Source organism: Paenibacillus thalictri, from assembly GCF_004307995.1.
Classification (GTDB): domain Bacteria; phylum Bacillota; class Bacilli; order Paenibacillales; family NBRC-103111; genus Paenibacillus_AF; species Paenibacillus_AF thalictri.
In genome coordinates this window covers 103,776-117,886 of record NZ_SIRE01000004.1, presented here as the reverse complement: position 1 = coordinate 117,886, position 14,111 = coordinate 103,776, and the positions used below count along the sequence as shown (strand labels likewise).

Genomic DNA, 14,111 nt, shown 5'->3' with positions numbered 1-14,111 from the left:
TATATTAGTTGTCTTTTTCTAGTAGAGCAAGTTAGACAATTTCTAGAAAAGGTGGATTATTTCAAGATTTTAACTTTAGCCGTATTGTTTAACCTTGTGGCCGGACTTATAATTTGAGCTGCGCGCGTTTCCTAAAAAAGGGAGGGAGATTATGTTTAAGCGCTTACGTCTTAATATCAATTACCGGAACAAGCTGTTGTTAAGCCTGGCTGTCACTTCCGTAGTTCCAATTGTTGTGGTCGCTTTTTTTGCTTATTCGCAGTTTGTCGGCGTGTTGGAGGACAAGATTACTCATTCGATGTCGCAGACGCTGCAGCAGAATGAATTAAATATTTCCAAGCGGCTTCAGCAGGCTGCGGACGCGGCCGGGCTTATCATTGGCAGCGAGGAGTTCCGGAAGGCCAATATGCCTGATGCCGGCAAGCCGCTGTATGAGGCAATCCGCGACTACGAGGAGCTGAACAGCTTTATGGATAAGCTGCAGCGCACGTATTCGTTTTTCCATATCCGGCTTTATATGAACCGAAGTTATCTCGATACCAACGTGTATTCCTTGCAGCAGTTGCTTGCAACCAGCGATTTTGGCAACGTATTGGCCGAACCGTATGGACTCCACTGGAAGGCGCTGACCGACGAGAAGGGGAACCGGCTTGTTTCGGCATACCAAATCATCAATAATCCGCTGGATTATGACGAGATTTCCGCGGTGCTGTTCATCGATCTAGAGGAATCCGAGCTGACCGCCTTGACGCAAAGCATCGGCATGGAGGAAGGACGGCGCACAATCGTAATTGACGAAGAGGGGCGGATCGCGTTTGGCGCCGAGCCGCAGCGGTTTCGCACGGCATGGAGCAGCCCGCTGCCGCAGCCGCTCAGTCAATATGCCGACGGAGCCTACAAAACCGGCGGAAGCCTGAACATCATCCGGCGTATCCCGCTTAGCGGCTGGCGCATCGTCTCCGAAATTCCGCTTAATCAGCTGCTGAAAGAAAGCCGGGCCATACGTGATTCGATCGTTTGGGGAGCCGTTGCTATGCTGGCTGTCGTTGCGCTTGTCAGCTTTCTTCTGGCCCACAGCTTGACCCGCAGGCTGAAGCTGCTGCTGAAAGGCATGGATGCGAGCCGCTGGAAGGAAGGCGACGAAGCGCATCTGGAGGAGGTAGAATTGAAAGCGGTTTCCCACGAAGGGGATGAAATGGACCGTTTGATTTATACGTATAACAGGATGGTTCGCCGGATCCGCGGTCTCATCGAGCAGGTGTACCGGGTCAGGCTGAACGAAACGCAGGCCAAACTCGAAGCGCTGCAATCGCAGATCAACCCGCATTTTTTGTACAACACGCTTGATTCGATCAAAAGTTGTCTGGACGGCCGCCGCAACGAATTGGCCAGCGATATGCTGCTGTCGTTGTCGAAGTTTTTTCGGCTTGCTTTAAGCAAAGGGGCGGACCGTATTACGGTGCGGCAGGAGCTGGAGATGATCGCGCAATATTTGCACATCCAAAAAATGCATTACGGCAATAAAATCGAATGGGAGATCGACGTGGATAAAAGCATGGACCGCTGTCTGATCATGAAGTTTACGCTGCAGCCCATCGTGGAAAATTGCATCTATCACGGTATCCGCAACAAACGCGGAAAAGGAATTATTCGCATCACCGGCAGCATGGACGGCGAGATCATGCGTATCGCCGTATCGGATGATGGAGTCGGCATGGACAGCCGCACTTTGGAAGGGGTGGCGAAAACGATCGATAGCGGCACGTTTGCGGCGGACGGCGGTTATGGCCTGGGCAACGTCAATGCCCGGCTGAAGCTTTATTTCGGGAACGCGTATGGGCTGCAGGCCGACAGCGCCCCGGGCGCGGGCACTAGGATCACCGTTACGATTCCGAATACGGCAAGTTTGACCAGGGGAGTGTTGTCCATTGAATAAAATCGTGATCGTCGAAGACAACCAAATAACAAAGATGGGTTTGTGCGAAAATATTGCTTGGCACGAGCACGGCATCGAGGTGCTGGCGGCCGTGGACAACGGCGAAGAAGCGCTTGAGCTGTTCGAACGACAGGCTCCGGATGTAGTCATCAGCGATATCGTGATGCCGCTGATGGACGGATTGGAAATGGCGGAACATATCCGCATCAGCCATCCGGATACGGGTATCGTTTTCCTGAGCGCGCACGACGATTTTGAATTCGCCCGCAAAGCGATCCGGCTTGGCGCGGCCGATTATGTGACGAAACCGATTGATTACGGCTACCTTCTTGATGTGGTCAAAAAGCTGCTCAAGCGCCGGAACGAGCGGCGGGATCACGGAGGCGGCGGTCTGCCTGGATCATATATGCAGGAGCAAGGAGACGGAACCGGCATAACCGGAGAATGGAGCCGGGGAGGCGAGAGGCCGGTGCTGGCTGCCGGCAGCATCGGCTATGGAGGCGGTGATGCCGCAGATTATGCTGCGGGACCTGCAATCGGCCCGGCAAGCAGTGTTGCCCAGATCGCCGAGCTTCCGGCGCGGTTTGAGGAGGAGCTGCCCAAGCTGATCCGAGCAGGCAACGAAGCGGCCGCCGTGGCGCTGCTGGGCGAACTGGACGCCATCTTGCGGGCGTCCTCGTCTCACCTCGATTACACGTTAAGCGTTTTTTTCGAGCTGTTGTGCAAATGTATCCGTATCGTCGCCGAACTGGGCGTCGATCGTGAAGCCGCTTTTCCGCCCAGACCGGAGCTGTTTCAGCAGCTGCGGCAGGCAGCCGCTGAAAATAAGCTGCAAAGCTGGCTGGAACACATGGCGAAGCGGCTTTGTGCGGAGATTGCCGGGCTAGGAGTGCCGAATTCGCGTCAGCTCGTGCAGCAGGCGGTGGAATGGGTGCAAAGCTCATATGCCAGAGAGGATCTTGGATTAAATCTCATTGCCCGGGAAATTGGGCTAAGTCCCTCCTACTTGAGCTCCATGTTCAAGAAAGAAATGAAGCAGAATTTAAGCGAATATATCGTCAAGCTCCGTATCGAAAAAGCGCAGGAGCATCTGCGGCATACGGACTTAAAAATGTATGAGGTAGCGCTGAAGGTCGGTTTCTCCAATCCGTATTATTTCAGCGCATGCTTTAAAAACCATACCGGAATGACGCCTAACGAGTACAAGAAAAGCGCAAGTCGAAGTTCTTAAAAAACCTGAGCAGTCGGTGAGGAAGCTGAAATTTTTGTTACGATGATTAGAAATCTCAATAAAAACGTAAGAAATTGGATTTTGCTGCAGAGCTCCCTTTGATACATTTAAGGCGTCCAATGTATCCGCATACATGACAGTTTGGCGAAAGCCAGTGAATGAACAGTGAACAAGGGAGGCAGATCAATGAAATCGTTTAAAACCCGGACCACGGGTATAGCATCATCAGCCCTAGCGCTGCTCGTCGTAACCGCAGGCTGCGCCGGCGGCGGGAGCGATGCCGGCAAACCGCCCGCTGCAGCATCCGGCGCAAGCGCCAACAATCCGCCCGCCGCAGCGGCCGGGGCCAGCGCCAATAAGCCGCAGGAAGCGGCAAAAATTACGATATACGCCAACAACGGTCGGCAGGATTCGTTTCCGCAGGGCAGCCAGCCTGAGAGGCTCGCCGAAGTGGTCGGCGCGATTAAAGACAAGACCGGCGTGGAAGCAAAGGTGATCTTCCCGCCAAAGGGAGCGCAATCCGACGAAAAGCTGAATGTCCTGTTGTCTTCAGGCGAGGATATCGACTTATTTCTGGCCCCGAACTGGACCGATTTCGCTTCCAGAGGCGCGATTCAGCCGATCAACGAGCTGCTCGACAAGTACGGTCAGCACATCAAGCAAGCATGGTCGAAAGACGCTTGGGAAGGCGTCACCGACAAAAACGGCAAAATATGGGGTATTCCGCGGACGCCTTCGCTGGCGGTATCTCCGGTCTGGGTACGCGCCGACTGGTTGAAAAAGTTGAACCTTTCAATGCCTAAGACGATCGACGAATATGAAGCCGTGCTGAAAGCCTTTAAGGAAAAGGATCCGGACGGCAACGGCAAAGACGACACGATCGCGCTTGCGCTGGAGCTGGATCCGTCCAAGGATGTGGCTATGGACCGGGTGCGCCGTGCGTTTGCCGGAGCTTTCACGGAGCCGGGCAGCGGCGATTGGCTCGATCCGGGCGATAACAAGCTGAAGTGGCCGGAGCAGGCCCCCGGATATAAGGACATGATCGCCAAGCTGGCCGACTGGTACGCCAAAGGTTATATCCTGAAGGAGTCGTTTACGAACTACGACCCGACGGAAGTGTTAAAAACAAACCGGGTCGGCTCCTGGGGCGGCTGGTATTCACGCATGACGATTATTGCCCCGAAGCTGGGTATTCCCGAGATGGATTATCAGGTCGCCTCAGAGCTGTCCGGACCTAAAGGCAAAGTCCAGACGCTGGCCGCTTTCTCGCCTCAGGTGTATACCATCTCCAAAAAGTCGAAAAACCCCGAGGCCGTAATAAAATTTCTCGACTGGATTTACGCCGACACCAGCAATTTCATGACGGCCGATCTGGGGATCGAAGGCAAGGACTGGAAGTGGGCGGACAAAAATACGGGCAGCTACGAGGTGCTGGTCAAGGACAAGACGTATATCGGCGAGCTCAGCTTTGGCCTTGGCGTGGCCAACGAATCGAAAATCCGCACGACTTCGCCGCTGGATCAGAAGCATTCCGAATTATTTGCAAAAATCGGTCACCGACTATTCCAGCAGCAAAAAGCCGATCGACAGCAACATTGTTTACGACAAAAAGGCGATCGAAGCAAAGGTGCCGACGCTTGGCGATTTAAACAGGCTGCGCAACGAAGAACAGTTCAAATTTATTATGGGCGTCCGACCGCTCGGGGAGTGGGACAAATTTATCGGGGAGTTGAAGCAGGCAGGGCTCGACAAGCTGAACGACGCCATGACCGAGCAGTTTAACGCCTCGATCAAGAAGTAGCCGCCTATGAGAAAACAATGGACCATACCGCATGCCGCAGCGGGGATCAACGAGACTGCCCGCATAAAGCGGCGAAGCAAATCCGGCACGTTGTGGACCGCCGTCAAAAAGCACAGGTTTTATTATTATTTGATTCTCCCCGGGATCGTGTACTTTCTTGTTTTTCATTATTTGCCGATGCTGGGCATCGTGATCGCTTTTAAAGACATTTCGGAGTTCGACGTATTTCATGACATGCTGTATGGAGAATGGGTCGGTCTCAAGCATTTCAGCATGTTTCTGGAATCGATCTATTTCTGGAACGTGATGAGCAATACGCTGCTGATCAGCATCTACAAGCTGCTTTGGGGCTTCCCGGCGCCGATTGTGCTGGCGCTGCTCGTCAATGAAGCGCGCAACCGGCTGTTTGCGCGCGTATTCCAGACCATCGCTTATATGCCCCACTTTTTATCCTGGGTTGTTATTGCCGGTCTGATGATGAACTTTTTTTCCACACAAATCGGGTTTGTGAACGGCATCGTCAGGCTGTTCGGCGGGGAACCGGTGTTCTTTCTCGGCAGCGCCGACTATTTCAGGAGCTTGCTGGTCGGCTCTCATGTGTGGCATACGGTCGGCTGGAATACGATCTTGTATTTGGCGGCGATGACCGGGATCGATCCGCAGCTGTATGAAGCGGCAAGGATGGATGGAGCCGACAAATGGCGGCAGACGATCCACGTCACTTTGCCGGGGATCATGCATGTGATCGTTATCCTGCTGATCTTCAACATCGGCAATCTGCTGAACGCCGGTTTCGAGCAGACGCTGCTGCTGTACAGTCCGGCCGTGTATCAAGTATCCGACATCGTCGATACGTACGTATACCGCGAAGGGATTACGTCGCTGCATTACTCCTATACGGCGGCCGTTGGCTTGTTTAAAAACGCCGTCGCCCTAATCCTTGTGCTGACGGCCAACTATGCGGCCAAACGGCTCAACCAAGAGTCCTTATTTTAAGCGGGGAGGTCCGTATTCGTGAAGCTGATGCTTGAACACAGCCGGCGCGACGCCTGGTTTCATACAGGCAATTACGCCGTGCTTACACTGCTTGCGCTTGTGTTTGTGCTTCCCTTTTACACCCTGCTGATGACTTCATTCGTCAGCGAAGCGGAGCGTATGGAGCGGGGAGCGCTGATCTTGTTCCCGCATCGCTTGGATATGAGCGCATACATGATCTTGCTGAAGTCGGGTTCTTCCGTTTATAAGGCGTACGGTGTCACGTTATTTCGGATTGTTGTCGGAACAACGCTGAATCTTGTGCTGACGGCGATGCTGGCTTACGGTTTATCCAAAAAGACGCTGCCCTTCCGCAACGCGATCGCGATGTTTATCTTTTTTACGATGATTTTTAGCGGCGGGCTCATTCCGAACTATTTGCTGAATACGCTGCTTGGGCTCAAAGATTCGGTATGGGTGCTGATTTTGCCAGTGCTGGTTAGCGCTTATAACTTTTTCATCATGCGCACGTTTTTCCAAGCGCTGCCCGCCGAGCTGGAAGAGTCGGCTTTTATCGACGGGGCTCAGCCGTTCACGATTTTGTGGAAAATCATTGTGCCGGTCTCGCTGCCGTCGTTTGTTACGATCGGTTTGTTTTATGCGGTGTTCCACTGGAACTCCTGGTTTGACGCTGCATTGTATATCAACGATGCACACAAACTGCCCATTCAGATGGTGCTGCGCAACATATTGCTGACTAGCACGGTTGACGATCCAGGGGCTTATGCCGACGGCAAGCTGCCCCCGATGGAAACGATAAAAGCGGCAATGACGATGATCGCGACAATTCCGATCTTGATTGTTTATCCATTTGTGCAAAAGTTTTTCGTGAAAGGCGCTATGATCGGCGCTGTCAAAGGTTAATAATCGGCCCTGAGTTTCACTTGCCGCCAGTACAGCATATTGCCGTATTGGCGGTTTTTTATTGCGTAATAAAACATAACACTAAATTTTATAATAAGATTGCATGTGGTCTCAATAATTCCTTAAATTAAAGGTTCAGATATAAAAAGTACTGGAATCGCAGGAATTCGCCGCGGGAAGGTTCGGAATATGTAACAAATATAAAATTTTTGTTAATTTAATGTTAATTAATATTACATATAAATATTTACAGCTCAAGCTTTCCCGAATATAATAATGGATAAGAAGTGGAAATATTCGGTTTTGTGTTTGTTTTTTGTAAATAAGCACTAAAATTTGTTGTCCAAAGAGGGAATGACCGTGAATATTGCCGAACTGCTTGAGTATTGGAAAGACACAAAAACGATGGTGGAGCTTCATTTTATTGAAGCAGGTCGCAAAAGAAAAGCGCACGGCAGAATTTTCTCGTTTGATTTCCAGGAGCAGTACATTTTGTTCTATAACGATGATACGAAAAACATTGAAAACATTTCGCTGACTCAAATCGAAGACGCAATTGCCGCCGAACCTCCCAAAAGCGAACCGGTTGCCCCTGTGGAGCCGGTCATAAAGGAAGAAGCCGCTTCTGTGCAGCAAACCAAAGGAACGAAAAAAAACTTAACGGTCAAGGAAGAGATCGTGGAAATCGTCGATTCGATGTCTACGGGAGACTTGTACGCGCTGCTGCCGCTTTTTAAACATTTGGCCAGAAATCAGCAGAAGAGGCTTCCGGGGGAATAAAGGAAGCGGGTCTGCAGGAAACAAGACGTTTGCCGTTTCATTCCCGATTTATGACGGAAGTGGTCTTGTCGAACGATTTTTGTTGAAATATAACGAAATATATGATAGCGTAATGTTACAAATTATACCAAAACCAAGTGCGGAAGTACCGCCCTTTCACGCGAGTCGCGTGTTGAGGGCGGTTTTTTTGCGTTGATCCGCGTTTGTTGTCTTGGAAGGGAGGCATACGCTTGAAAACGCTGGATCCGGGTGTCGTGCTTGCAAACCGCTATCGCATCGTCAAAGTGCTGGGCACCGGCGGCACCAGCACGGTATATTTGGCGGATGACGCCAAGCTGAACGGGAAACGGTGGGCGTTGAAAGAAATCCGCTTTGATCCGAAGGATGCGGGGCGATTCATGGCCGAGGCCGGCATGATGACCCGATTAAACCATGCGCACTTGCCCGATATTGTGGACGTATTCGGAGCGGAATCGGGGTATTGCGGCTATGTTGTGATGGACTATATCGAAGGACCGACCCTCAAGGAGCAATTCGAGCAGTACGGCCGCAAGCTGCCTGTCCGGCTGGTCGCAGGTTATGCGCTGCAGCTGTGCGAAGTGCTGCGTTACCTTCATGAAGGACACGAGAAGCCGATTATTTACCGTGATCTGAAGCCTTCCAATATCATGATTGACCGCAGCGGTTTAATTAAATTGGTTGATTTCGGCATCGCCCGCAGCTTTACCGAAGGGAGTTCTGCCGATACGGTGCGGATCGGCACGGTAGGTTTTGCGGCGCCGGAGCAGTTCGGGGAATCGCAGTCGGACGTGCGGACCGACCTGTATTCGCTTGGGGCGGTGATGTATTTTTTGCTGAGCGGCGGGGGGTATTATTATTCGATGCAGAAGCCGCTCCGGCAGCTGAATGCCGACGTTCCCGACATGATTGCGGCTATCGTGGGTAAGCTGCTGCGGACCGACCCGCAGGAACGGTTCCAAAGCGCGGCGGAGGTTAAGCGGTCGCTGGAACGCTGGCTGCAGTCTGAAAGCGGCGGCGATTCTGCGGTTCCTTCCGCGCTTGGCGCGCCGTCCGCGCCCAAGGTCGTTGTCGTTTGCTCCTTGTACCCGGGGGCCGGTGCGACGTTTACGGCGCTTGGGATTGCCAAGGCGCTCGAAATCTTTGGCTACGGAAGTGCGGTTATTGAAGGGCCGCGGGACTCGCCGGAGCTGTACGGGCTGTTGTTTGGCGAGCGGAACATGCCGGCCGGGTACAGGTATTATACGGAAACCGACACGCCGGGGGCAGTCTGGGGACAAGAGGCGGTTGCGTGGTATCCGCTGCCTCCGCAAAGCGGCGGGGAAACGTCGTGGTCTGCAGAGCGGCGGCTCATGTTATTTTATAAAACCAAGAAGCCGTTTATTGTGATTGATGCCGGGACGCAGTGGCTAAGTGCGGATTACGCCGGAGTGACCGACGAAGCGGACACGATCGTTGCCGTAGTTGACCCTTTTGTGCATAAGCTGGCATTTCCACAAGCGGCTGCCCGCATCAAGGAGCTGGAGAGGCTGGCGGCTGCGGGAAAGCAAATTCATTATATCGCCAATAAAACACCCCAATCGTCCAGCTGCCGCGAGTGGTATCAACTGCTCCCGCAAACGGCAATTTGCGCGATTCCTTTTATCGACCACGAGACAGCCGTCGGCGCTTGTTGGAATGGCACGCTTGTGCAGGATCGCCCGGAGGTGCTGAGAGTGCTGGAAAAGTCGCTGCAGCCGTTATTGAGCGGATGGGCGCCGCGCAGGGGACGGAAGCGCTGGGGCTGGCTTGGCAGACGAGGTGATGCCGATTCATGAGTTATGTGCTGAAGAAGATCGGCTATTACGCGCTGATTATTGCGCTGATTTTATCCGGACCCGCGCTGCTGCTTGTTTGGAAATGGTATGTCGAGCCGAACTGGGGCACCGTTGAGGCAATCGTGGCGGTCAAAACGATTGAGCGGGGCGCGAGGGTGGCGGAATCCGATATCGTTATACGCAAAATCCGCAAGGACGCTTTGGTGGAGCATGCGGTTCTCAAGATGTCCGATGCGATCGGCAAAGAAACGTCACGAACGGTTCGCGGCGGCGAGCAGATTACGGCCGATATGGTTAATACCGGTCATCTGTATCCGGGGAAAGGGGAATGGAATATGCCGTTTCCTCCGGAGTGGATATTCGGCAAACCGCCCGGAAGTTTGCTTCGCGGCGATCATATTTCTTTACTGCTGGTCACGAAGGAAGACGGCAAGAAAGCGGAGGAGAAAGGCGAAGGCGGCTTGGAATTGTTAGATCGCCAGCAAGTGCCGGTAGATGTCGAGGACAAGCTGCAAAACATGACGGTCAGTTACGCCAAAGGAACCAACAATCAGGAAATTGCCCCTTCGGAAGACCGGAAGAAGCCATCGGGCGCGCTCAGTGCGCTGGAAATCATCGTAACGGACGAGCAGAAGGAGCTTATCCGCAAGTATGGGGCGAAAGGGTACCGTTTTTTGATCGTTTACCGATAACCAGGAACAAGAGGGAGCGAATTTCATGAAAGTTTGGCTGATAGCTAACGATCCTAGAATCGGTGAGATGCTGGAACATAGCGGTCTTTTTGCAGCGGTATTGCATGCCGTGCCTGGTCAGCCGCTTTCGCCGGATCAAGGAGATTGCGTTGTGGTCAGCGATAAGCTGCTGAACTCCCACGAGGTGGTGGATCTGAAGGCGTGCGCGCCCGCGGCGGAGATCGTATACCTGCTCAGCAACCGCGACGATCATCAGGAGCTGAAGCGGCTGCAGAGCTTGTGTGCGGCGCATGGCGTCAAGTTTGTTCCGCCCAAGCTGACGGCGGAGCAGGTTGCCGGCGAAATCGCCATGTTATGTGCGGGCAGCGATCAGCGTGCAAGCCGGGTGATTGCCGGGATCGGCGCGCTGCCGCAAATCGGGCTGACTTCGAGCCTGCTGCTGCTTGGCGTCAAGCTTGGCGGCATGACCGGCGCGCGGATCGGCATTCTTGGCTTAAACGGCTGGAATCCGGGGGATGCCGGGCTTTCGTACGAAGGCAAATATGTCGACGACATCTGGGGTGCGCTGCAAGGCAGGCAGCTGCGGCCCGAGGAACTGCTGCGCGGGATGCATCACCTTACCTCTTCCGTATATTATTTGGCCGGCAACCGCGATTTGAAAAAGCTGTATTACTATCAGCCTGAAGGCGTATCGTGGCTGATTCAAACGGCCAAGCAGCTGTTTGATGTCGTATTGATCGACGCGGGGGCGTATTTGGATCATGCTCTGGCGGCGCAAAGCGTATACGAAAGCGATCTGCTGCTCGTTCAGCTGAACCAGAGCCAGCAGGCGGGAGATCAATGGCGGCGGCAGCGGGATCAAATTTTGCGCCCCGTATTTGCAAACGCCGAGGACAAGTGTGTGCTGTTGTTCAACAAAATGCACGAGGGGCCCGATGTGGAGACGGCCAAACAGTTGTCGCGCCAACAAGGCATGCCTTATATCGCCAGCCTCCCCTATATTCCGGGGTTCTCCCGGGGAGAGGCGGAAAGAAAATTGCTGGAGCGCGTTCATCCCGGCTTTGGCGGCGAATTGGAGAAAGCGTGCCGTGCTGTCATGCAATTTTACGAATTGCCGCAAGCGGAGCCCGAACTTAGGGCGGATAAGAAGAAAGAAGCAGCGTCTTGGCTGCGCTTGTCGCGCTGGAGCAGAGCGGAAAGGGGAGTGGCGGCCAAATGAGCGGAGAACGGTTTCATATCGCCCAGTTCCATACCCAACCCGAAGCTAAGCCTGCGACGGCGTTATCCCATGCGCCGATACAAAGCGCAGCCGGTTTGGGGACGGGTTTCGCAGCCGAAAGCGGCAAGGCGAAATTCGCGGATATTTGCCGGAAATTCAAGGAACAAAGCGATCGCGAGTTTTCGCGGCGGGTTCAAGACCAGCAGCAAACAGCCGGCGGAGTGCTGAGGAAGGCGGGCAAAGATGAGGCGGATGCTTTTGTCGAGCTGGAGAACCGGGCCATTATCGGAGTGCCGGAGACGGTCACGACGATTATGGAGCAAATTCAGACGTTTATCGACAACAACGGTTTTCAGGATGCCGATTTTCCCGAGTATTACCGTGATCTGCAGCGGTACGCCCGTGAAGAGCAGCGTCAATACCTGAATCTTACACATGCGGTTTTTCACGAATTGTACGGCTTTAAGGCGCTTGCCGCCTGGCAGACGTTTCCCGACAGCTATGCCGCGCAGATTATCGGCACGTCGATCTGGATTCATACCGGAGGGAAACACGTGCGTATGCCGTATTCATTTTCCTCTCCGGCCGAGGTGGAGAAAATCATCCGTTCGCTTACCAGGCAAAAGGAAGACGCGATCGTTAATTTGTACAATACCGTGCTGGAGATCGACCTGTACACAGGGGAGCGGGTGACGCTGACGGTGAGGCCGGATGTCCGTCACGACGTCATTACGCTGCGGCGTTTTTTGATCGGCCGGGTGACGGTGGACGATTTGGCGACCGAACGAAGAGGAACGATTCCGCAGGAGGCGGTGCCGTTCATCAAGGCGTTATCCAAGACACATTGCAACGTGTTAATCGTCGGACCTCCCGGCACGGGGAAATCGACCAGTCTGAAAGCGCTGCTGGCCGAACGCGAGAACCATTACACCGGGGCGGTTATCGAAAAGCACTATGAACTGGCGGCCGGCCGCGATTTTCCCGAAAAAAAGCTGATCGAACGGGTAACTCACGAAACGACGTTTCACCATGCGATGGATCAGGTGCTCCGTTTTGACGTCGATTACGCCATCATCGGTGAGGTGCGCCGAGTGGAGGCGGAAGGAGCGATGCTCGCTTGCGAGCGGCTGCTTAAAGGATTCGGCAGCACGTTCCATACGTGGAAGCCGGAAACGGTCCCTTCACAGTTTGCCAGGATGATCGTAAGCCAGAATCCGGGCGCGCAATTTCGCGAGGAAGAAAAACGAGTTGCGGAAAACATCGATATCGTGATTGTCCAAAGTCAAGATACGACAAGAACGAAAAAACGGTTCAAAAGCGTTCAGGAGCTGCGCTACAACCGGTTGACCGGGGAGATCAGCACACATGAGCTGATGCATTGGCATGCGGACGGCGACCGTTGGAGTTATCGCGCTGATTTAAGCGGCGGTCTGCTGAAAGAGATGCGCGAAATCGACCAAGTATGGGCCGACATCGCGGTCCGTACGCTGCGACGGCTGGAAGAAATGGCGCCGATCCCGCAAGGCGAAGGGGTTACCGTCTACAATCCGGCTGCGGCTAACCCGCAATTCAGTATGGCCTTGGCATTAGAAAAGCTGGCGGAAGCCGGCGGTGGGCGGTGTGTAGACTAGGAGAAAGGGGCACGAAGCCGATGATGTTCACCATGGTGCAGTACGGCCTGCTGCTGGCAGCCGCGCTTTTTACCAGCCAGGGAGCTTATCTGTTCGCGCGGCCTGCGCTGCGTATTCTTCAAGCCTCGCTGCGGACGGACCGGCGGCATCTGACCCGCATGAAGGCGCTGCGGGAGCTTCGGCGCAAGGATATCCGTCGTTCGGGCCGGTGGGTTAAAGCGGCTGGGCGTCTGCACCGGTGGCTGGAGCTGCTGCTCATAACGACCGGCGGGGACAAGGATCGGCCGGGCGCGGTGCAGAGTTTTTTGCTGCTTGCGGCATCGCTTTTCGGAGCCGTTGGGACGCTGGCTTTGTTTGCGTCCGGCAGTGTGAGATTCAGTCTGCTGATGGCGGTAATCGCGGTGTTCTGTTTGTACATGCGTTATCATATGAAGCTGCGTAAAATTCAAATCCAAGGCGGATACGATTTGGCGGAGGCGGTTGGAATATTGACCAGCAAATACAAGGTTAACCGCGGCAACATGCGCAGCGCGCTGCGGGAGGCGAGTCAGGAAGTCCGCTCTGTAACGATCCGGCGGCATTTTATTAAGCTGGTGCGGGAAGAAATCAACTACACGAACCCGGAGGAGCTGGAGCGGTCGGTGGAGGAGTTTGTGTACAGCATTAATACTTCATTCGCCAAGCAGCTGGGACTGGCTTTGCTGAAAGGGCTCGTGCGGGGAGAATATGTGGAAAGCACGCTCAGCAGCATCGATAAAAACATTCACAAAAACATCGATATGCTGCGGGATGAAGGCGACTCCAGCAGCGAGGTGCTGCAATTAAGCTGGCTGCATGTGCTGTTATTTCCCGCCTTAATTTTGTTTATGGTTGTATTTATGGGATTCTCCAGCACGATGCATTATCAGCTGGGTACGGAAACCGGACGATATTGGCTGACGATTACCGTTATTTTCATCTTATTTTCGCTTGTTATGGCATTTTGGTTCAAGAGGCCGCCAAATGATTATTGAAGTTTGGAGAAGTTCAATGGGGGTGGATTCGAAGTCCGCTTTTGGCCTTGCCAGCTGGATAGGAGGATGGATAG

The 14,111-nt window shown here is 53.6% G+C and carries 11 protein-coding genes; all 11 read left to right on the top strand.

What is annotated here, in order from left to right; translation table 11 throughout:
- The first annotated feature begins 151 nt into the window (after positions 1 to 151).
- The 11 genes from EYB31_RS05155 (at position 152) to EYB31_RS05105 (ending at position 14,037) form a co-directional block, all read left to right on the top strand.
- A complete protein-coding gene (locus EYB31_RS05155; RefSeq protein WP_131012218.1) occupies positions 152 to 1,936 on the top strand; it encodes a cache domain-containing sensor histidine kinase in 1,785 nt (594 codons plus the stop codon).
- Positions 1,929 to 3,167: a response regulator transcription factor gene (locus tag EYB31_RS05150; RefSeq protein WP_131012217.1), complete on the top strand. Its 1,239-nt coding sequence runs from the start codon at positions 1,929 to 1,931 to the stop codon at positions 3,165 to 3,167. Before EYB31_RS05155 ends, EYB31_RS05150 begins: the two co-directional genes overlap by 8 nt.
- Positions 3,168 to 3,353: 186 nt before the next feature.
- Positions 3,354 to 4,949 (top strand): extracellular solute-binding protein, encoded by a 1,596-nt coding sequence (locus EYB31_RS05145; protein WP_131012216.1) that lies wholly within the window; start codon positions 3,354 to 3,356, stop codon positions 4,947 to 4,949.
- A gap of 25 nt (positions 4,950 to 4,974) precedes the next feature.
- Entirely contained in the window at positions 4,975 to 5,964 is a 990-nt protein-coding gene (locus EYB31_RS05140) for an ABC transporter permease (protein ID WP_131012215.1), read from the top strand.
- A gap of 27 nt (positions 5,965 to 5,991) precedes the next feature.
- Entirely contained in the window at positions 5,992 to 6,867 is an 876-nt protein-coding gene (locus tag EYB31_RS05135; RefSeq protein WP_131012488.1) for a carbohydrate ABC transporter permease, read from the top strand.
- A gap of 360 nt (positions 6,868 to 7,227) precedes the next feature.
- Complete coding sequence (locus tag EYB31_RS05130) at positions 7,228 to 7,647, top strand: hypothetical protein (protein ID WP_131012214.1); 420 nt, start codon at positions 7,228 to 7,230, stop codon at positions 7,645 to 7,647.
- A gap of 230 nt (positions 7,648 to 7,877) precedes the next feature.
- On the top strand, positions 7,878 to 9,482 hold the full coding sequence (locus EYB31_RS05125) for a serine/threonine protein kinase (RefSeq protein ID WP_165452220.1): 1,605 nt from the start codon (positions 7,878 to 7,880) through the stop codon (positions 9,480 to 9,482).
- Positions 9,479 to 10,174: an SAF domain-containing protein gene (locus tag EYB31_RS05120; protein WP_131012212.1), complete on the top strand. Its 696-nt coding sequence runs from the start codon at positions 9,479 to 9,481 to the stop codon at positions 10,172 to 10,174. The genes EYB31_RS05125 and EYB31_RS05120 overlap by 4 nt, the downstream gene beginning before the upstream one ends.
- Positions 10,175 to 10,199: 25 nt before the next feature.
- Positions 10,200 to 11,393 (top strand): P-loop NTPase family protein, encoded by a 1,194-nt coding sequence (locus EYB31_RS05115; protein WP_131012211.1) that lies wholly within the window; start codon positions 10,200 to 10,202, stop codon positions 11,391 to 11,393.
- Positions 11,339 to 13,024, top strand: coding sequence for an ATPase, T2SS/T4P/T4SS family (locus EYB31_RS05110; RefSeq protein ID WP_165452219.1), 1,686 nt, complete (start codon positions 11,339 to 11,341; stop codon positions 13,022 to 13,024). The genes EYB31_RS05115 and EYB31_RS05110 overlap by 55 nt, the downstream gene beginning before the upstream one ends.
- Positions 13,025 to 13,044: 20 nt before the next feature.
- Positions 13,045 to 14,037, top strand: a complete 993-nt coding sequence (locus EYB31_RS05105; RefSeq protein ID WP_131012209.1) for a hypothetical protein — start codon at positions 13,045 to 13,047, stop codon at positions 14,035 to 14,037.
- Positions 14,038 to 14,111 lie beyond the last annotated feature (74 nt).

Bases quoted from the DNA above. Each gene is read 5' to 3' on its own strand.
- EYB31_RS05145 (WP_131012216.1), top strand. From the start codon at position 3,354: ATGAAATCGTTTAAAACCCGGACCACGGGTATAGCATCATCAGCCCTA.
- EYB31_RS05135 (WP_131012488.1), top strand. From the start codon at position 5,992: ATGCTTGAACACAGCCGGCGCGACGCCTGGTTTCATACAGGCAATTAC.
- EYB31_RS05115 (WP_131012211.1), top strand. From the start codon at position 10,200: ATGAAAGTTTGGCTGATAGCTAACGATCCTAGAATCGGTGAGATGCTG.
- EYB31_RS05155 (WP_131012218.1), top strand. From the start codon at position 152: ATGTTTAAGCGCTTACGTCTTAATATCAATTACCGGAACAAGCTGTTG.
- EYB31_RS05140 (WP_131012215.1), top strand. From the start codon at position 4,975: ATGAGAAAACAATGGACCATACCGCATGCCGCAGCGGGGATCAACGAG.
- EYB31_RS05105 (WP_131012209.1), top strand. From the start codon at position 13,045: ATGATGTTCACCATGGTGCAGTACGGCCTGCTGCTGGCAGCCGCGCTT.
- EYB31_RS05120 (WP_131012212.1), top strand. From the start codon at position 9,479: ATGAGTTATGTGCTGAAGAAGATCGGCTATTACGCGCTGATTATTGCG.